We start from the raw sequence: 19,336 nt of genomic DNA, 5'->3' as shown, positions 1-19,336 counted from the left end.
TGACGTCCGTACTCACCTAAGGAAAGTTTTTTATATGACTTTGTTTTCAATCTGAATTGGTCCCTCTGGGACCAATTTTTTTACTCTTCTGTATCCAAAAGATTTTTTGCAACGATTGCAGCCAGAACACCGCCAACGATTGGAGCCAAGATAAAGATCCAAATTTGTTGAAGGGCTGCACCACCAACAAAGAGGGCAGGTGCCAAGCTACGAGCTGGGTTAACAGAAAGTCCTGTAATGTTCAAACCAACAAGAATAATCAAAGTCAAGCTCAAGCCGATCACAAGACCAGCGATCTTGCCATTACCTTTGCTAGCTGATGTCACTGTCATGATGACCAAAATAAAGATAAAGGAAGCAATTACTTCAAACAAGAATCCGCCAAATGGAGTCACACCCTTCGCTAGGGCATTTTCACCAAGACTAGCTGTTGACATACCTGAATTTGACAAGAGGAAGAGTACTGTTGCAGATGCGAGAACCGCCCCCACTACTTGAGCTGCAATATAATTAACCAAGTCCTTTGAAGACAAGCGTTTGTTCACAAACATGGCAATCGAAACAGCTGGGTTCAAGTGGGCACCAGAAACAGTCCCAATTGAGTAAGCTGCTGCAACAATGGATAAACCGAATGCCAAGGCAATTCCTAAATGTCCCAGACCTTCTGTTCCATTTCCAAAAACAACTGCGCCAGTCCCGATAAAGACAAGCATAAATGTGCCGATTACTTCAGCAAAAAACTTTTTCATAACTAAGTTTCCTTTCTTCAAACTGTTGACTAGTTTATCAAAAATCCACACGTACCTCAAGAAATATGCCCAGTCTATTTTGCCCGCAAAAAAAGCCATCCGAAGATGACTTTTTTTATGCTTAAATGGCGTTTTTATCTTTTCCGAGTGCTCGTTGGATTGCTTTAACAATTTCAACAAGGACAACAATCATAAGTGCTCCTACAGCAACCACTATCCATTGAGTCAAGCTCAAGTGTGAAACGTGGAAGAGGCTGTTAAATCCTGGAACCAAAATTGTCACCATCAAGAGGACAAAGGCAACTGGGATTGACCAGTTAAAGGTCTTGTTCTTGAAGAGTCCAACCGTAAAGATTGATTGGTACACAGACTTAACGTTAAAGGCATGGAGCAATTGGATCAAACCAAGAGTTGCAAAGGCCATGGTAAGGGCATCTGCGTGGATTTCAGTTTGAACTTGATGCTCTGGGAAGAGGATAGCCCAACCGTAAACACCAAGAACGAGCATGGTTTGGAAGATACCTTGATAAAGGATAGCTCCGAATACACCACCGTCAAAGAAGTTAGATTTACGTCCACGAGGTTTGTGGGTCATAACCCCTGGCTCAGCTGGTTCAACACCAAGTGCGATGGCTGGTAGCGTATCTGTTACCAAGTTAATCCAGAGAAGATGCACTGGTTGTAACACAACCCAACCAAAGAGGGTTGCAAAGAAGATAGTGAAGACCTCAGCCATATTGGCAGACAAGAGGTATTGGATGGATTTTTGGATATTTGAGAAGACCTTACGTCCTTCTTCAACTGCTACGATAATGGTTGCGAAGTTGTCATCAGCAAGGACCATATCAGAAGCTCCCTTAGAAACCTCTGTACCAGTAATCCCCATACCAATACCGATATCAGCTGTTTTAAGCGATGGAGCATCGTTAACCCCGTCACCAGTCATGGCAACAACTTTACCTTCATTTTGCCATGCTTTCACGATCCGAACCTTGTGTTCAGGTGATACACGTGCGTATACAGAGTATTGCTTGAAGACTTTTTGGAATTCTTCATCAGTGAGTTCATTCAACTCAGCACCCGTGAAGACATGGTCTTCTGTATCATTTGGATCGATGATTCCAAGACGTTTGGCAATAGCTTCTGCTGTATCTTGGTGGTCACCCGTAATCATGATTGGACGGATACCTGCTTCTTTAGCGACACGTACAGCTTCTGCAGCTTCTGGACGCTCAGGGTCAATCATGCCGACCAAACCTGAGAAGATGAGGTCAGATTCAACAATTTCAGATTCCAAGGTTGGGATTTCCTTGCTTGTCTTATAAGCCATCATCAAGACACGAAGGGCTTGTTTGGCCAAGTCTTTGTTGATCGCAAGGATAGCTTTCTTGTCTTCTTCTGTGATAGGGCGAACTTCTCCATTGACTTCAATACGTGTCACACGCTTGAGCAATTGGTCAGGGGCACCCTTCACAGCGATAAAGTAAGAACCATCTGCTTCCTTGTGGATGGTAGACATGAGTTTACGATCAGAGTCAAATGGCAATTCAGCCACACGAGGCTCATCCTTCAAGACTTCACGAACGTCAAAATTGTGGTCCAAGCCAAACTGTACAAGAGCTGTCTCAGTTGGATCCCCAATCAATTTGCCAGATGGGTCCACCTTGGTATCATTGGCAAAGTTCATGATACGAAGGGTATTGTTGCTAGCAGCAATCTCAGCTGCTGAGCTTTGCAATTGACCGTTGGTGTAGACCTTCTCAACAGTCATTTGGTTCATAGTCAAAGTACCTGTTTTATCAGATGCGATGATTTCTGTTGAACCAAGAGTTTCAACCGCTGGTAATTTACGAACAATCGAATTGCGTTTGGCAAGGGTTGTAGTTCCCAAAGATAGAACGATAGTTACAATGGCAGGAAGTCCTTCTGGAATGGCCGCAACCGCAAGGGCTACCGCAACCATCAAGCCTTCTAATGGATGCTCTCCACGAACGAAGACACCAACTAAGAAAGTAATGACCGCAATCACAACAATTAAGTAAGTCAAGGCTTTAGATAATTGTTCCAAGCTTTGCTTCAATGGTGTTTCAGTCTCATCGGCATTGGCCAACATATCTGCAATCTTACCAACTTCTGTATACATACCAGTGTTTGTTACGACACCAATACCACGACCATAAGTTACATTTGAGTTTTGGTAACCCATATTAACGCGGTCCCCAATACCAGCATCTGCTTCAACAAGTCCTGTCACATCTTTTTCAACTGGCACAGACTCCCCTGTAAGAGCTGCTTCTTCAATTTTAAGAGAAGCTGCTTCAAACAAACGCATATCTGCAGGCACGACATCTCCCGCTTCAAGCAAGACGATATCTCCGGGTACCAATTCTTTTGAGTCAATCTCAATAACATGGCCATCACGACGAACACGAGCCATGGGGCTAGACATATTTTTCAGAGCTTCAATGGCTGCTTCTGCTTGCCCTTCTTGGTAAACCCCAAAGGCAGCATTCAAGACAACAACGGCCAAGATGATCATGGCATCCGTTAGACCGTCCATTCCTTCTGTAATCACAGAAAGTGCCGCTGCCACAAGCAAGATGATAATCATCAAATCCTTAAATTGATCAAGGAATTTAGCTAGTAGGCTACGTTTTTCACCCTCTTCCAACTCATTACGACCATAATTCGCTAAGCGTTCTTGAGCCTGGGCGGTTGACAAACCTTCGACAGATGAATCCAAGTTCTTTAGGACTTCCTCAGAAGATTGCGTGTAAAACAAATCTTTATTTTGTTCTTTTGACAAAACAGTCTCCTCCTTTTTGGCCTCTTTTTACAAAAAAAGAGACCTGTTTTTTAAAAAAACAAGTCTCGCTGTTTAATATAGTGCCGGAAATAATTCGTAATGACGACACTATCGCGGAAAACCGCCAGCTACTCCCTTGAGTGGTTTTATTATACCATTTTTATAGAATAAAGCAAGCGGGATCTCTAATAATTTAATGAGGTCTATTCTTCCCATTCCACCAGTAATTGATAATTAGCAAATTCCTGTTCTCCATCGAGAGTTAACAAGCGATAAGAGACTTTCAAATGACCTGCTTCTAATTGAAAGAGGTCTGTTGTAATCAAAAACTGCTGAATGCCCATCGGAGTTGGGATGATTGCCCCACCATCTTCATTTTTGTAGAAACGCATGATGGATTTAGGACTTGAGAATCGTGTCATGACCAATTCATCATTGGAAAATTTCAAAGCAACCTTTTCATCTTCTTCATTGGTATACAAGAGATATTGAAAACCTGCTTTTTCCTTCCATTCACCTTGATAGTACTGATCAACAATTTCCATTTCTTCTCCAAATCGAATGGTATTTTGAATGCGAATCTGCATCTTTGTCTCCTTCTCTTCTTTTCTTGCCTTACTATTCTATCAAATTTTACGCATTTTGACTGCCCCTATTAGCCTCTATATCGCAAAATAGGCTTTTTTTTGCTATAATAGACCCATGAATGAAAAAGTCTTTCGCGATCCCGTGCATGATTACGTTCATGTGGATCATCCCATCATTTATCAATTAATTAATAGTAAAGAATTTCAACGACTACGCCGCATCAAACAACTGGGGACATCTGGTTTTACCTTCCACGGTGGGGAGCATAGTCGTTTTTCTCACTGTCTTGGCGCCTATGAAATTTCAAGACGCATTCTGTCCATTTTTGAGGAAAAGTATGCAGAGCAATGGAATTCTGATGAAAACTTACTGACCATGACAGCCGCTCTTCTTCATGACATTGGACATGGTGCCTATTCTCATACCTTCGAAGGACTCTTTGGAACCGATCATGAAAAGATGACCCAGCTGATCATCACCAGTCCAGAGACGGAGGTCAATCAGATCCTCTTACAAGTGGCACCTGATTTCCCAAATCGTGTTGCCAGCGTCATTGATCATACCTATCCCAATAAACAAGTGGTGCAATTGATTTCTAGTCAAATTGATGTGGACCGAATGGATTATTTACTACGGGATGCCTACTTTACGGGTGCTTCCTATGGAAAATTTGACTTGACCCGTATTTTGCGCGTCATTCGACCGATTGAAAATGGCATTGCCTTCCAACAAAATGGCATGCACGCTGTCGAGGATTATGTGGTCAGCCGTTACCAAATGTATATGCAGGTCTACTTCCACCCGGCTACTCGTGCCATGGAAGTCCTCCTTCAAAATCTACTCAAGCGCGCTAGAACCATTTATCCAGATCAAAAAGAGTATTTTCAATTGACTTCACCTCGCTTGATCCCATTTTTTGAAGAAGAGATCACTATCCAAGACTACCTAAATCTAGATGACGGTGTGATGAATACCTATTTCCAAGTCTGGATGGATAGTCCGGATACCATCTTATCTGATCTTGCTCAGCGCTATATTAATCGGAAAGTCTTTAAATCGATTCTATTTACAGAAGATAAGCGAAAAGACTTAACAATCCTTGAAAAACTGATTAAAGAGGTTGGGTTTAATCCAACCTACTACACAGCTATTCATCAAAATTTCGACCTGCCCTACGATATTTATCGACCAGAGCTTGAAAAACCGCGGACCCAGATCGAGATGATCCGAAAAGATGGGAGTCTCGCTGAATTGTCTCAGTTGTCTCCACTCGTCGCTGCTTTAGCAGGAACTCGCTATGGGGACAACCGCTTCTATTTCCCCAAAGAAATGCTGGAGGTTAATGGACTTTTCAGTAAGCAAGTAGAGGAATTCACTTCCTATATCACCAATGATTATTTTACAGGAGAGACGGATGTCCATTAAATTAGTGGCGATCGATATCGACGGTACACTTCTTAATTCAAAGAAAGAAATCACACCTTCCGTATTTGAAGCCATTCAAGACGCTAAAGCTGCAGGCATTAAAATTGTGATCACAACCGGTCGTCCCATTGCAGGTGTCTCAAAACTCTTAAAGGAACTCCATTTGATGGATCCTGGAGACTATGTCATTACCTTTAATGGCGGTCTGGTCCAAGAAACCGCTACCGGAAAAGAACTCATCAAAGACCTTTTAGATTATGAGGACTATCTCGATATCGAGTCTCTTGCTAACAAACTCCAAATCCACTCTCATGCTATTACTAAAGACGGCATCTATACCAGCAATCGCGATATCGGACGCTACACCATTCATGAATCTCAACTGGTCAATATGCCTGTTTATTACCGGACGCCTGAAGAAGTTCGTGAGAAAGAATTTGTCAAGGCCATGTATATCGATGAACCAGATATTCTAGATGCTGCGATTGCAAAAATCCCTAAAGAATTCACGAACCGCTTCACTATGGTCAAATCAGCTCCTTTTTATTTAGAAATTCTAGGGAAAACAACCAATAAGGGAGCAGCTGTTCTTCATCTAGCTGAACGAATTGGAATCCAGCAAGAAGAAACCATGGCCATCGGAGATGAGGAAAATGACCGTTCCATGCTAGAAGTCGTGGGACATGCCGTCGTTATGGAGAATGGCAATCCAGCTCTTAAAAAAATTGCTACAACTATTACCAAATCAAATGATGAATCTGGCGTTGCATACGCCATTAGAAAGTGGGTATTATAAGAAATGTACCATTACCAGCTAGGAATTTCTGCTAGTGAGCATGATGACTTTGTTATTCAGAGTGATCAAACCAATCTCTTACAAAGCAGCTCATGGGCAAAAATCAAAGATAATTGGGGAAATGAACGGGTTGGTTTTTATCAAGAAGACCAATTAGTCGCTGTTGCAAGCATCTTGATTCAACCCCTGCCACTTGGCTTTTCCATGCTTTACATTCCTCGAGGCCCAATCATGGATTACCAAAACAAAGAGCTGGTTTCATATGTGATCCAGTCCCTTAAAAAAATTGCCAAACAATACAAGGCCTTGTTTGTGAAATTTGATCCAAGTCTTTTCTTGAGTAAACACTTGATTGGACAAGAAAAGACGGAAGCTCCTGCTGTGCAAGCGATGATCGACACCTTAACTAAAGAAGGGGTTGAATGGACTGGCCGAACCAGTGATATGGCAGAAAATATCCAACCACGCTTTCAAGCAAATATTCACAAAGAGTTTTTCACTGAGCAAGATCTTTCAAAATCTACTCGACAAGCCATCCGAACTGCTCTAAACAAAGGGATCCAAGTCCAATTTGGCGGGACTGAATTGTTAAAGGACTTTGCTTCTCTCATGAAAAAGACAGAAGCACGTAAAAGCATTCATTTACGTGGAAAAGATTACTACGAAAAACTGCTCACGACCTACCAAGGACAATCCTACATTACTTTGTCTACTCTTGATCTCACAGAACGGAAAGCCTCCCTTACAAAAGATCTTGAAAAAAACAAGGCCGAGGCTGAAAAATTCACCGAAAAAACAAAGCCTGGCAAAGTTGAGAACAATCAAAAAGAAAAAGAGCGTATAGAGGAAGAACTGCAATTTCTTGAGCACCATCTCCAGGCAGGTAAAAAGGTCGTTCCTTTATCTGGTACCTTAAGCCTTGAATTCGGTGGGACATCTGAAAATGTTTATGCAGGGATGGATGAAGAATTCCGCCGTTACCAACCCGCCATCCTCACCTGGTATGAAACTGCCCAACACGCTTTCGACCGTGGTGCTTCTTGGCAAAATATGGGAGGCATTGAAAATTCACTAGATGGTGGACTCTATCATTTTAAATCTAAATTTAATCCTATTATTGAAGAATTTGTTGGGGAATTCAACCTTCCAACAAGTCCACTCTATCCACTTGTTAACACAGCTTACAAGATCCGGAAAAAATTAAGGAGTAAATAAGTTACATGACTCTTACGACAATTTCAAAAGAAGAATTTACCTCATTTGCAAATACCGTCTCCCATCGCTCTTTCATCCAGTCTGCAGAGATGGCAGATCTGCTTGTAGAGCGAGGGAACACCGTTCAATTTATCGCTTGGAAGGAAGATGATCAAGTCCAAGTGGCTGCGATCTTGTATAGTCTTCCCATGACAGGCGGTCTCCATATGGAAATAAATTCAGGGCCCCTCTACCAAGAGGAAGCTATGCTAGAACCTTTCTATGCAGCTTTAAAAGACTATGCGAAAGACAATGGCGCTATTGAACTCGTCATCAAGCCCTATGATACCTATCAAACCTTTGACAGCGACGGCAATCCAACCAGTGAAGAACAAACCCATTTTATGGATACCCTAAAAAAACTGGGCTATCAGCATGATGGTTTAACAACAGGTTATCCAGGTGGAGAAAGTGATTGGCACTATGTGAAAGATATGGAGGGCATCACCGAAAAAAATCTTCTCAAGAGCTTCAGTAAAAAAGGAAAGCCACTTGTCAAAAAAGCCAAATCTTTCGGTATTGAACTGAAACGATTAAACCGAGATGAACTGCAACTCTTTAAGGATATTACTTCTTCTACCAGTGACCGTCGCGACTATCAGGATAAGACCTTGGATTATTACCAAACTTTCTATGACAGTTTTGGCGACAAAGCAGATTTCATGATCGCAACGCTGAACTTCCACCATTACTACACGAATCTTGAAAAAGACCAAGGAAAACTAGCTCAGAAGATTGAGAAATTACAGAAGGATCTTGAAGTCAACCCCAATTCAGAAAAAAAACAAAATCAACTTCGTGAATTCTCTAGCCAGTTTGATACCTTTGAGGTGAGAAAGAAGGACGCAAAAGAATATATTGAAAAATATGGAGATCAAGACGTCATTCTTGCAGGTAGCCTCTTCGTCTATATGCCACAAGAATCCACCTATTTATTCAGTGGCTCTTATACAGAATTTAATAAGTTCTATGCTCCTGCTGTTCTCCAAGAATATATGATGCTTGAAACCATCAAACGTGGTATCCCAAGATATAACTTCCTTGGTATTCAAGGAATCTTTGACGGGTCAGACGGTGTGCTTCGTTTCAAACAAAACTTCAACGGCTACATCGTTCGTAAGATGGGTACCTTCCGTTATTACCCAAGTCCTCTGAAGTACAAAATGATTTCTCTCATTAAGAAACTATTAGGACGTTCCTAACTTAAAAGACCAGCTTTGTAGCTGGTCTTTTCTACTATAAAAAAAAGACGAGAACCCTCTCGCCTTTTAGATGTCATTATTTAACGAAGTCAAGCAATGCCAAGAAGCTTTCTGGATCAAGTGATGCACCACCTACAAGAGCTCCGTCAACGTCTGGACAAGCCATGTATTCAGCAACGTTTTCAGGTTTCACTGAACCACCGTATTGAACACGTACTTTGTCAGCCACTTCTTGACCAAAGTCAGCAGCTACAACGTCACGAACAACTTTACACATTTTTTGTGCGTCGTCTTGTGAAGCTGATTTACCAGTACCGATAGCCCAGATTGGTTCGTAGGCGATAACTGTTGAAGCGACTTGTTCTGCAGTCAACCCAGCAAGAGCAGCTGATACTTGAGCCCCTACGAATTCTGCTGCTTTACCAGCTTCGTAAGTTTCAAGGCTTTCACCACAACAGATGATTGGAAGCATACCATTCGCAAAGATTGCTTTTGCTTTTTTGTTAATGTCTTCATCAGTTTCATGGAAGTAGTCACGACGTTCTGAGTGTCCGATCACAACGTAGTCAGTACCGATTTCTTTCAAAACTTGTGGGCTAGTTTCACCAGTGAAGGCACCAGCATTTTCAAAGTAAGTGTTTTGGGCAGCAACTTTAAGGTTTGAACCTTTAGCAGCAGCAAGAACAGTTGTCAAGTCAACTGCAGGAGCTGCGATACCAGCTTCAACAAGGTCAGCTGAAGGAAGTTTTGATGCTACAGCTTCAACGAATGCTTTTGCTTCTTCTGGATTTTTGTTCATTTTCCAGTTACCAGCGATAAATGGTTTACGTGACATTTCACATACCTCTTTTTTCTAATTTTATACTATCTATTTTACCATAATTTTCGTCATAATGAAAGGTTGCACAAGCTCATTTTAATTTTTACCAAAATAAAAACCCCGTCTTCACGGGGTTTTCTGTCTGTCTATATAATTGTTAATCTGGGAACTAGATCGAATTAAGCTTCGATTTCAGTAACCATACCTGAACCAACAGTACGTCCACCTTCACGGATTGAGAATGTAGTACCTTGTTCAACGGCGATTGGGTGGATCAACTCAACGTCGATAGTCACGTTATCACCAGGCATTACCATTTCAGTTCCAGCTGGAAGTTCGATAGATCCAGTTACGTCAGTTGTACGGAAGTAGAACTGTGGACGGTAGTTGTTGAAGAATGGAGTATGACGTCCACCTTCTTCTTTAGTAAGGATGTAAACTTCACCTTTGAATTTAGTGTGTGGGTTGATTGAACCTGGTTTAGCGATAACTTGTCCACGTTCGATTTCATCACGTTGGATACCACGAAGAAGCACACCAACGTTATCCCCTGCAAGACCTTCGTCAAGTTGTTTACGGAACATTTCAACACCAGTAACAACTGCTTTTTGGATTTCGTCTTTGATACCAACGATTTCGATTTCGTCGTTGACACGAACAACACCACGGTCGATACGTCCTGAAGCAACTGTACCACGTCCAGTGATTGAGAATACGTCTTCGACTGGAAGAAGCAATGGTTTGTCAGTATCGCGTTCTGGTTCTGGGATGTACTCATCAACAGTATCCATCAATTCCATGATGATGTCTTCATATTTAGAGTCACCTTCAAGAGCTTTAAGAGCTGAACCTTGGATAACTGGAAGGTCATCACCTGGGAAATCGTATTCTGAAAGAAGGTCACGGATTTCCATTTCAACCAATTCAAGCAATTCTTCATCGTCAACCAAGTCAACTTTGTTCATGAAGACGATCAAGTGTTTAACACCAACCTGACGTGAAAGAAGGATGTGTTCACGTGTTTGTGGCATTGGTCCGTCAGTTGAAGCTACTACAAGGATAGCTCCGTCCATTTGAGCGGCACCAGTGATCATGTTTTTAACGTAGTCCGCGTGTCCTGGAGCGTCGATGTGAGCGTAGTGACGTTTAGCAGTTTCGTACTCAACGTGTGCAGTGTTGATGGTGATACCGCGTTCGCGTTCTTCTGGAGCAGCATCGATAGACGCATAGTCTTTAGGTTGGTTAACTGATGAAGGCAAGCGACGTGCCAAAACAGTTGTGATTGCTGCAGTTAGGGTAGTTTTACCGTGGTCAACGTGTCCGATTGTACCGATGTTAACGTGCGGTTTACTACGATCGTATTTTTCTTTTGCCATTTGAGTAAAAGCCTCCAATAAAATATATTTTATAGATAGACAGTAGGCAATACAGTCTAACTTTCCTTACTATTCTATCGAATTTTAGATAAAATTGCAAGCCTTTTACCTATATTTTCTTAATTATTCCTCTTCTTTTCTTTTATTTTATCAGCTTGCTGAAAGATCCTGATCTAGCTTTGAAAATTCTCATTTTAAATCTTCTATTTAAGCCATTACGTACCTTTTGCTCCTTTGGGTACAGTGAATAAAAAAATCGGAACAGACGTTCCGATTTTTTTAACCTGAATTTCGTAATCCTGTAGCCACTCCATTGATCGTAATATGGATCAGCTTGTCTTGATCGGCTGGTAATTGGCCGGTCCGTTGACGTCGAATCAATTCTAACTGAATATAGTTCAAGACGTTAAAGTATGGCATCCGATAGTCCAAACTTTCTTTCAAATAAGGATTTTCAGCTAGCAACTCGTCTTGTTCCTCAATCATCAAGATGATGTCCTTGGTCAATTGCCATTCATGTAAGATGATCTGATAGATATTGCGAACTTCTTCTTCCTCACACAATTGGGCGTACTCAAAAGCAATGTCCATATTGGCTTTGGATAAGACCATGTCCACATTTGACAAGAGAGATTGGAAGAAAGGCCAGTTTTTATACATGTATCGAAGGGTTTCGATATTCTCAGGATCCTCATCGATAAATTCCTTAAAGCTAGAACCTACTCCATACCAACCAGGGAACATTACCCGACTTTGTGACCAAGAGAAGACCCATGGGATAGCACGCAAACCACCGATTTCTGTAATGGTCTTACGAGCAGCTGGACGTGAACCAATATTAAAACTTGAAATTGCTTTGATCGGACTTGATTCAAAGAAGTAATCATAGAAGTGCTCATTTCCAAAGACCAAATCACGATAGATATCGTAACTGCGATTCACGACTTTATCCATGACTTCCCCGAAACGATCAAACATAGAAAATGGACTCTTTTGTTCGGCAATCATTCGGTTAATGGTTGCAGAAACGAGCATTTCAAGGTTGTAGTAGGCAGCATCTTTATTTCCATATTTATTGCCGATCACTTCCCCTTGCTCAGTTAAGCGGATACGGTCATTAATGGATTTCAACGGTTGAGACGTGATGGCTTCATAAGTAGGACCTCCACCACGGCCAACAGTACCACCACGACCATGGAAGAAGGTAATCTTCACTCCAAACTCATCTCCGATAGCGGTCAATTGTTGTTGGGCTTTAAAGAGGGTCCAACAAGAAGACAAGTATCCACCATCTTTGTTGGAATCAGAGTATCCTAACATAATCTCTTGGTAGTTGTTCTTAGAAGCAATCCAACGTTTGGCAATCGGAAGAGACAAGTAACTTCTCATGGTTTCTTCTGAGTGATCCAAGTCTTCGATCGTTTCAAACAACGGTACGATTTGAACGCGAGCTTTTTCCGTATCGACTAAGCCCACCTCTTTCAACATCACAGCCAATTCCAACATATCTGACACACTGGTTGCATGAGAAATGATGTTTTGACGAATGACTTCTTCTCCTAAACGATCCTTCAATTCACGGGCCGTTTGAAAAATCGCTAATTCTTTTTCAAGCAGTTCAGATTTTTCAGCATGGGTTGCTGATAAAATACGTGGGTCTTCTAAAAGTTCTTTCAAGAGAACTTGACACTTTTCATCCTCTGATAAATCAGAATAATGGTCATTAATTCCAGCTGATTTCAGCAATTCTGCCACACAGGCTTCATGCACACTCGAATCCTGACGCATATCAATAGAGGCCAGATAGAATCCAAAAACATCGATGGCTTCTAGAAGTTCTGCAAATTCACCAGAAATCAAATACTCTGATTTGTTTTCTAACAAGGAATCTTTGATCTTTTCAAGGTCTTCTTTAAATTCTTGAGCAGAGGCATAAGCTGGAGCTTCTTTCTCAGAAATTTTCTTTAAAGCTCCAGAGATACGATTGCCGATATAATCAGAAACTGGCCCTTGTTGATGAGCATTTGCTCCTAATAACCTCTCGACAGCATAACGATCTTCTCTGGTTTCTCCCACCATCGTCCATTCTTTTAAATTGACCAAGGTTTGGATCAATTTTGATTGGATATAGTGGAAAGCTCGACGGTAAGGTTCTTTTTCACGAAAGACAGATGTATCACTGGATAGGGTTGCCATTTCAGCTACTGCTTCACTTGTTTTAGAAAGACTCGTTGAAAGGGAGAAATGACGGTATAATTTAGAAATTTTTTCGATGTAATAGTTCAAAATGACTTCGCTTTGAATAGTTGCTGAACGCTTCAAGGTCTCAGCTGTTACAAACGGATTCCCGTCCCGGTCTCCCCCGATCCACATGCCCATTGTGATCGGACGTGGTTGTTCAAGCTCTAATCCATGCTCTTTTGCCAAGCGTTTGTATTCCAACATCAGGTTTGGAACAGCTTGTAAGAAAGAGCTATTGTAATATTCCATGACGTTGGTGATCTCATTGGTAACCTTCAATTTTTTGTCACGAATCATATCCGTTTGCATCATGATTTCGATATTACAACGAAGATTGTTATACCACTTATTCTCATTCATTAAACCAGCTTTAACATCCCGGTGCTGACGAAGAAGAGCATGAATATGATTGGTTAAATCCAGCATGGTTTTTCGTTGCACTTGAGTTGGATGGGCTGTTAAAACAGGTACAATATTGAGATTTTCAAGAATTTCTTGTGCATCTTCATTTTTCGCAACTTCTTTAATGGTTGAAGAAAGTTTTCCGAGGTATTCACCATCCACGTTATTCAAATGATTGATTTCATAGGCCAAATCGACATCTTCTGAGATGTTAATCAAGAGTGGTAAAATGGCAAAATAACGCGAAATCACTGTCATTTCTTCATTTGTCAATTGTTCCACTATTTGATTCAACTCACGATAGTTCTGTGTTTTTGATAGATCCTTCAACTGCCTAATTTTATCAAAGGTTTCCGGACGAACCAAATTTTTCGTAATATCATCTAATAAATTGGTTAAAATTTCGGCTTCTTCTTTGATAATATCTTTATTTGTGAAGTTCTCTAATTTTTGTAAGACCATTTTTTCTCCTTTTTGAATAGCCATTTAACAATTCCCTTTTAATAATAAGGTTTGATTTTACCTTTTTCTTCAAAAACCATGCCTTCTTGTTCCATCTTGGCCCGTTTTTCACTAGCGTCGATATTCAAAACGAAAGCAATCGCTACGGATAAGACCCATAAACTATTTCCCCCTTGGGATAAGAAGGGGAAGGTCACTCCTGTAGACGGAATCAAACCAGAAATTCCTCCGATGTTAATGAAGGTTTGCACTAAGATCATCCCACCAATCCCAATGGCCATCATCGAATTAAAAGGATTCTTTGCTCGAATACCGACTAAAATGATCCGAAGAATTAAGAAGAATAAGAGAGCAAGGATCAAGCTAGCTCCAACAAAACCTAATTCTTCAATCACAATTGCAAACACAAAGTCTGTGTGCGCTTCTGGTAAGTAACCTTGTTTTTCAATGGAATTTCCTAGCCCCAAGCCAAACCAACCACCGTTACTCATGGCATAGTAGGAATTAGCTAATTGGTGACCTGCGCCAGACAAGTCATTAAAGGGGTTAAAGAAGGCACTAAAACGTTTGGCCACATAACCAAAGACAGGAATTTTAGCGACACGATCCACACCGATGATCCATATTGAACCAAGGACAATGGTGGATGCTCCAACAACTAAACCAAGTAAAGAGGTAAACCAACGGTAGCCCACTCCACTAGCCGTAATCATAATCAAGACCGTCAAGGCCAAGATCGTTGCATTTCCCAAGTCCGGCATAATCACAACGATTCCAATCAGAATCAAGGTCAGCCAACGCCAATCGTTTAAATTCCTTGGAATCCATTCATTGTGGGTCAAGGCTTGATAATCATAATCGCGTATCTCGTCTTGTCGTTTAGAAAAGATCAAGGCTAGATACCAGACTAAGATCACCTTGAGGTACTCCGCTGGCTGGATACTGAACCCTCCAGGAATTGTCAACCAACCGTGAGCTCCATTGACCGTATCTGTGATAAACCTAGACAAAATCAACAAAATCACTTCAGCAAAAATGACAACAGCCAGTACTTTTTTATTTCGAAGGAAATCTAAGCTAAATTTATAAATCAGGGCGATGGTTAGGAGACTAAGGATAAAAAAGAGTCCCTGTGTCCGTACCATCCGAATCGAACTCACTCCACTTTGAATTGCCAAGGCACTTGTTGTCGAATAGACAACAATCAAGCCAATGATGGATAAAATCAAATAGGGAATGAGGATGGAATAATTTAAAAGATGTCTTTTTTCAATTTTCATAATTCACCATATTCCTAATGTTCAACCTTCATTATATCATTTTTAAGAAGCAAAACCAAGGAAAGGCCAGAAAAGATTCGGCTTCTTCCCTATTTTCAAGAAATATTCTAATCATTCTTCTTATTTTCATATATTTTTATCCTTTTTCGATGAAAAGATTCCTTTTTTTTGAAAATAATGGCTGAAATCAGCATCTTTTAAGCATTAAGTTTTGCCTTTTCGTTTTTTTTACGGTAAAATGTTTCTGTATGAGAAAAAGGATAAAACCCGTTGTTCTCTTGGTCTTTTTTATCGGTATCATTTCTTTTCTCGTTCTTTCACGAACGATTGCCGATCTGCAAGCCAGAGAGCGACAAGAAACAACCAAAACCATTCCGAACTCCAATACACCTCGAAAAACAACTACTGCAAGCTCTTCTTCAAAAAAAGAAGAAGACATCAATCCAGAACTGGTTGGCCGCCCGATCATAGATATCTCAGGCTGGCAATTGCCTAGTGAAATTGATTACGATGTCCTCTCCCAAAATGTGGGAGGTGTGATCGTTCGTGTCCATAGTGGGGCTCAAGCTAAAAAGGAAAATGCGGCAACCTACTTAAATGGCCTGGATAAATCTTTTAAAACCCATATCCAAGAATTCCAAAAACGAAATATCCCTGTCGCAGTCTATGCTTATGTCGCTGCTAAGGATAAAAAAGAAATGGAAAAAGAAGCAGAGGAATTTTACAAGGCTGCTTCTCCTTACAAACCGACCTACTATTGGTTAGACGTTGAGGAAAAAACCATGAAGGATATGAACGCAGGTGTTGAAGCTTTCCGAGCAAAACTACAAGCTTTGGGTGCAAAAAATATTGGACTCTATATCGGAACTTACTTCATGGAAGAACATAGTATCTCCACTGATAAATTTACGGCTCTTTGGATTCCTACTTATGGATTTGATGATGGCTACTATAATGCCGCGCCAGATACCAACACGGAATACGACTTGCATCAATATACCTCTCAAGGGCAATTAAATGGATTCTCACACTACTTGGATCTCAACCAAATTGCTCCGACGCAAGACCAAGAAGCGATTTATCGGAAACTTTTCAAGGTACAAAAAGATAACTCTTCCTCATAGCCTTAAAACAGCAGATCAAGTGATCTTCACTTTTTCTGCTGTTTTCTATTTTTAAGGAGAAGAGAATATTGCTGCTATTATATGTTATAATGGTCTAATGAAATCTGGTTTTGTAGAGAAAAAGAGAAAAGGAGAAAGCCATGGCAAAAAAAAATAAAGTAAAAAAGACCTTAGTCGAGCAGATCTTGACTAAAGCAAAAATTGAGCACGTAGGCTTACAAATCAACGCTTTAGAAGGGATCTTACCAGAAGGGATTGATCGCTCTACTATTTTCAAAACCCTAGCTCTCAAAGGTGATAAAACGGGTCCTGTGATTGGGATCATTCCGATCACGGAGCATCTTTCAGAAAAAAAATTGGCCAAATTATCGGGAAATAAGAAAGTGGCAATGATTCCTCAAAAGGATCTCGAAAAAACAACAGGTTATATTCATGGTGCCAATAATCCCGTGGGCATTCGTCAAAAGCATCCTTTCCCAATCTTTATCGATGAATCAGCCCTTCAGTTAGAGACCATGATCGTATCTGCTGGGGAAATCGGCCATAGTATTCAAATCAAACCACAACTTCTAGCAGATTTCGTAAAAGCAACTTTTGCAGATATTTTGGAATAAAGACAGAGAAGGAGACAAGATTGTGAAACTATATTTTATTCGACACGGACGGACAGAATGGAATGAAGAGGGACGTTTTCAGGGATCAAATGGCGATTCTCCGCTGTTACCAGCCTCTATTCATCAGCTTGAAAAATTAGGAAAGCACCTAGCTACTGTTCCTTTTGATGCAGCCTTTGCAAGTGATCTGCCACGAACAGTCCATACCGCACAGATCATTCTCGATCAATTGGAGACACCTCTAGAATTGCAAGCAACGCCTGCTCTTCGTGAATGGAATTTGGGAAAATTAGAAGGAGCTAAAATTTCTACCATTTCAGCTATCTATCCCCAACAAATGGATGCCTTTCGCCATTACCTAGCTCGCTTTCAAAATGAAATCTTTGATGCAGAATCTGTCTATGAAACGACCAAACGTACCTGTGATTTTATAAAAAGCCTGAAAGGAAAAGAGCTCGATACTGTTCTCATCGTTGGACATGGGGCTAATTTGACAGCTTCTATTCGAACCTTGCTTGGTTATGAAACAGGAGAACTCCGCAAAAATGGCGGACTAGATAATGCCAGCGTGACGATTCTGACAACAGATGATTTTGAGCATTATCACTTAGATACTTGGAACGACACCTCTTATATGGAAGACTAAAAAACACTGATCTTGCGATCAGTGTTTTCTTTTAGCTTATTTCATAGTTGGGAAGAGAAGGACATCACGAATTGTTGTTACATTGGTCAACAACATAACGAGACGGTCAATACCAATTCCAAGTCCACCTGTTGGTGGCATACCATATTCAAGGGCTTCAACATAGTCATAGTCGATGCCTGTAGCTTCGTCATCTCCCAACTCTTTGGCACGCGCTTGCGCTTCAAACCGTTGCAATTGATCGATTGGATCATTCAATTCCGTGAAGGCATTGGCATACTCTTTGGTCATGATGAAGAGTTCGAAACGGTCAGTGAAGCGTGGATCTTCTGGATTTTTCTTAGCCAATGGAGATACTGCTACTGGGTGACCGTAAACAAATGTTGGTTGTGTCAAAGTTTCTTCAACAAATTCTTCGAAGAAGGCATTGATAATTTGTCCCACTTCTGTGTAGTGTTTTTCAACCGGTACATGTTTTTCGTTTGCCAGTGCTACAGCTTCTTCAAAGGTCATGTCTTGCCAGAAGTCAACACCTGTGATTTCTTTGATCGCATCAACCATGTGAACCCGTTTGAATGGTTCGTTGATTTTGATTTCTGTTCCTTGATAGTCAATTGGACCATCACCATGGACCGCTTTCGCAGCATGTTGGATAATGCCTTCTGTTAAGTCCATGATATCGTGGAAGTCAGCGTAAGCTTGGTAGACTTCGATCGAAGTAAATTCAGGGTTGTGAGTAGCATCCATTCCTTCGTTACGGAAGATCCGTCCGATTTCATAAACGCGTTCCATCCCACCAACAATCAAACGTTTCAAGTGGAGCTCAGTCGCGATACGAAGCACCATGTCAATGTTTTGTGCATTGTGATGAGTGATAAATGGTTTGGCAGCCGCACCCCCAGCTTCATTGTGAAGCACTGGTGTTTCCACTTCAAGGAATCCTTGACCATCTAAATAACGACGGATTTCAGAGATGATTTTTGAACGGGTTACAAAGCGTTCGAAGCTTTCACGGTTTGAAATCAAATCCAAATAACGTTTACGATAGATGGTTTCAACGTCTGAAAGTCCGTGGAATTTTTCAGGCAAAGGACGAAGGGCTTTTGACAAGTGAGTGATATGAGTTGCTTTAATCGAAAGTTCACCCATGTCTGTGCGCATGATTTCCCCTTCAACACCAAGGAAATCACCAAGGTCTGCTTTTTTGAAGATTTCGTAGTTTTCTTCTCCAACAGCGTCCTTACGAACGTAGATCTGAATTTGACCTTCACGGTCTTGAAGATGGGCAAAGCCAACCTTTCCTTTTCCACGTTTGGTTACGAGACGACCGGCAATAATTGCTGTTTCGTTCAATTCGTGGAGTTGTTCTTTATCTAATTCTGAATATTTTTCTTTTAATTGACCTGAATTTGCAGTGCGTTCGAATCGTTTCCCAAATGGATCGATTCCTTGTTCACGAAGGGCCGCCATTTTCTCACGACGGACAATCTGCTGGTCATTCAATTCTTCCATATGTTCAGTAGTCATTTGGAACCTCCTAAGTTATTCTCC

15 protein-coding genes are annotated in these 19,336 nt (G+C 41.0%); 7 read left to right on the top strand and 8 right to left on the bottom strand.

All coding sequences use genetic code 11. The annotated features are described in order from the left end of the window. Window positions 1–80 precede the first annotated feature (80 nt). The 3 genes from HMPREF2917_RS01840 to HMPREF2917_RS01830 form a co-directional block, all read right to left on the bottom strand. Window positions 81–749, bottom strand: a complete 669-nt coding sequence (locus HMPREF2917_RS01840) for an MIP/aquaporin family protein (protein ID WP_049514648.1) — start codon at window positions 747–749, stop codon at window positions 81–83. Window positions 750–870: 121 nt separating this feature from the next. Continuing rightward, a complete protein-coding gene (locus tag HMPREF2917_RS01835) occupies window positions 871–3,555 on the bottom strand; it encodes a cation-translocating P-type ATPase (protein WP_070588817.1) in 2,685 nt (894 codons plus the stop codon). 203 nt (window positions 3,556–3,758) lie between these two features. Further along, entirely contained in the window at window positions 3,759–4,142 is a 384-nt protein-coding gene (locus HMPREF2917_RS01830) for a YwiB family protein (RefSeq protein ID WP_049483366.1), read from the bottom strand. A gap of 115 nt (window positions 4,143–4,257) precedes the next feature. Here HMPREF2917_RS01830 and HMPREF2917_RS01825 point away from each other — a divergent pair, with 115 nt between their 5' ends. From HMPREF2917_RS01825 to HMPREF2917_RS01810, 4 genes are read left to right on the top strand one after another with little or no spacing between them, the layout of a single operon-like run. Next, window positions 4,258–5,568, top strand: coding sequence for an HD domain-containing protein (locus HMPREF2917_RS01825; protein ID WP_049491105.1), 1,311 nt, complete (start codon window positions 4,258–4,260; stop codon window positions 5,566–5,568). Then, window positions 5,558–6,364, top strand: a complete 807-nt coding sequence (gene yidA, locus HMPREF2917_RS01820) for a sugar-phosphatase (protein ID WP_070588816.1) — start codon at window positions 5,558–5,560, stop codon at window positions 6,362–6,364. The genes HMPREF2917_RS01825 and yidA overlap by 11 nt, the downstream gene beginning before the upstream one ends. Window positions 6,365–6,367: 3 nt before the next feature. After that, on the top strand, window positions 6,368–7,579 hold the full coding sequence (locus HMPREF2917_RS01815; RefSeq protein ID WP_070588815.1) for an aminoacyltransferase: 1,212 nt from the start codon (window positions 6,368–6,370) through the stop codon (window positions 7,577–7,579). Between the two features lie 5 nt (window positions 7,580–7,584). Beyond that, the gene (locus HMPREF2917_RS01810; protein ID WP_070588814.1) at window positions 7,585–8,820 is read left to right on the top strand and encodes an aminoacyltransferase; all 1,236 of its coding nucleotides are present in this window, start codon (window positions 7,585–7,587) and stop codon (window positions 8,818–8,820) included. Window positions 8,821–8,896: 76 nt separating this feature from the next. Here HMPREF2917_RS01810 and tpiA read toward each other — a convergent pair whose 3' ends face one another. The 4 genes from tpiA to ftsW all read right to left on the bottom strand — a co-directional run bounded on the left by tpiA (window position 8,897) and on the right by ftsW (window position 15,401). Continuing rightward, window positions 8,897–9,655, bottom strand: a complete 759-nt coding sequence (gene tpiA / locus HMPREF2917_RS01805; RefSeq protein ID WP_003002560.1) for a triose-phosphate isomerase — start codon at window positions 9,653–9,655, stop codon at window positions 8,897–8,899. Window positions 9,656–9,819: 164 nt separating this feature from the next. Then, window positions 9,820–11,016: an elongation factor Tu gene (gene tuf / locus HMPREF2917_RS01800; protein ID WP_003008055.1), complete on the bottom strand. Its 1,197-nt coding sequence runs from the start codon at window positions 11,014–11,016 to the stop codon at window positions 9,820–9,822. A gap of 279 nt (window positions 11,017–11,295) precedes the next feature. Beyond that, window positions 11,296–14,121, bottom strand: coding sequence for a phosphoenolpyruvate carboxylase (gene ppc / locus HMPREF2917_RS01795; RefSeq protein ID WP_070589704.1), 2,826 nt, complete (start codon window positions 14,119–14,121; stop codon window positions 11,296–11,298). A 38-nt stretch (window positions 14,122–14,159) separates the two neighbouring features. Beyond that, window positions 14,160–15,401, bottom strand: coding sequence for a cell division peptidoglycan polymerase FtsW (gene ftsW / locus HMPREF2917_RS01790; protein ID WP_045759674.1), 1,242 nt, complete (start codon window positions 15,399–15,401; stop codon window positions 14,160–14,162). Between the two features lie 248 nt (window positions 15,402–15,649). Between ftsW and HMPREF2917_RS01785 the strand changes: the two genes are divergently transcribed. The 3 genes from HMPREF2917_RS01785 to HMPREF2917_RS01775 all read left to right on the top strand — a co-directional run bounded on the left by HMPREF2917_RS01785 (window position 15,650) and on the right by HMPREF2917_RS01775 (window position 17,785). After that, window positions 15,650–16,525, top strand: coding sequence for a GH25 family lysozyme (locus tag HMPREF2917_RS01785; protein ID WP_049497418.1), 876 nt, complete (start codon window positions 15,650–15,652; stop codon window positions 16,523–16,525). 140 nt (window positions 16,526–16,665) lie between these two features. Further along, on the top strand, window positions 16,666–17,139 hold the full coding sequence (locus HMPREF2917_RS01780) for an aminoacyl-tRNA deacylase (protein WP_070588813.1): 474 nt from the start codon (window positions 16,666–16,668) through the stop codon (window positions 17,137–17,139). A 22-nt stretch (window positions 17,140–17,161) separates the two neighbouring features. Continuing rightward, on the top strand, window positions 17,162–17,785 hold the full coding sequence (locus tag HMPREF2917_RS01775; protein ID WP_070588812.1) for a histidine phosphatase family protein: 624 nt from the start codon (window positions 17,162–17,164) through the stop codon (window positions 17,783–17,785). Between the two features lie 36 nt (window positions 17,786–17,821). Here HMPREF2917_RS01775 and lysS read toward each other — a convergent pair whose 3' ends face one another. Next, window positions 17,822–19,312 (bottom strand): lysine--tRNA ligase, encoded by a 1,491-nt coding sequence (gene lysS, locus HMPREF2917_RS01770; RefSeq protein WP_070588811.1) that lies wholly within the window; start codon window positions 19,310–19,312, stop codon window positions 17,822–17,824. Window positions 19,313–19,336 lie beyond the last annotated feature (24 nt).

It is taken from the genome of Streptococcus sp. HMSC061E03 (genome assembly GCF_001813505.1).
In the GTDB taxonomy this organism is placed as follows: Bacteria; Bacillota; Bacilli; order Lactobacillales; family Streptococcaceae; genus Streptococcus.
This window is presented reverse-complemented; position numbering and strand designations above follow the sequence as displayed.

Bases quoted from the DNA above. Each gene is read 5' to 3' on its own strand.
- HMPREF2917_RS01840 (WP_049514648.1), bottom strand. From the start codon at position 749: ATGAAAAAGTTTTTTGCTGAAGTAATCGGCACATTTATGCTTGTCTTT.
- HMPREF2917_RS01830 (WP_049483366.1), bottom strand. From the start codon at position 4,142: ATGCAGATTCGCATTCAAAATACCATTCGATTTGGAGAAGAAATGGAA.
- HMPREF2917_RS01825 (WP_049491105.1), top strand. From the start codon at position 4,258: ATGAATGAAAAAGTCTTTCGCGATCCCGTGCATGATTACGTTCATGTG.
- yidA (WP_070588816.1), top strand. From the start codon at position 5,558: ATGTCCATTAAATTAGTGGCGATCGATATCGACGGTACACTTCTTAAT.
- HMPREF2917_RS01815 (WP_070588815.1), top strand. From the start codon at position 6,368: ATGTACCATTACCAGCTAGGAATTTCTGCTAGTGAGCATGATGACTTT.
- HMPREF2917_RS01810 (WP_070588814.1), top strand. From the start codon at position 7,585: ATGACTCTTACGACAATTTCAAAAGAAGAATTTACCTCATTTGCAAAT.
- tpiA (WP_003002560.1), bottom strand. From the start codon at position 9,655: ATGTCACGTAAACCATTTATCGCTGGTAACTGGAAAATGAACAAAAAT.
- tuf (WP_003008055.1), bottom strand. From the start codon at position 11,016: ATGGCAAAAGAAAAATACGATCGTAGTAAACCGCACGTTAACATCGGT.
- ppc (WP_070589704.1), bottom strand. From the start codon at position 14,121: ATGGTCTTACAAAAATTAGAGAACTTCACAAATAAAGATATTATCAAA.
- ftsW (WP_045759674.1), bottom strand. From the start codon at position 15,401: ATGAAAATTGAAAAAAGACATCTTTTAAATTATTCCATCCTCATTCCC.
- HMPREF2917_RS01785 (WP_049497418.1), top strand. From the start codon at position 15,650: ATGAGAAAAAGGATAAAACCCGTTGTTCTCTTGGTCTTTTTTATCGGT.
- HMPREF2917_RS01780 (WP_070588813.1), top strand. From the start codon at position 16,666: ATGGCAAAAAAAAATAAAGTAAAAAAGACCTTAGTCGAGCAGATCTTG.
- lysS (WP_070588811.1), bottom strand. From the start codon at position 19,312: ATGACTACTGAACATATGGAAGAATTGAATGACCAGCAGATTGTCCGT.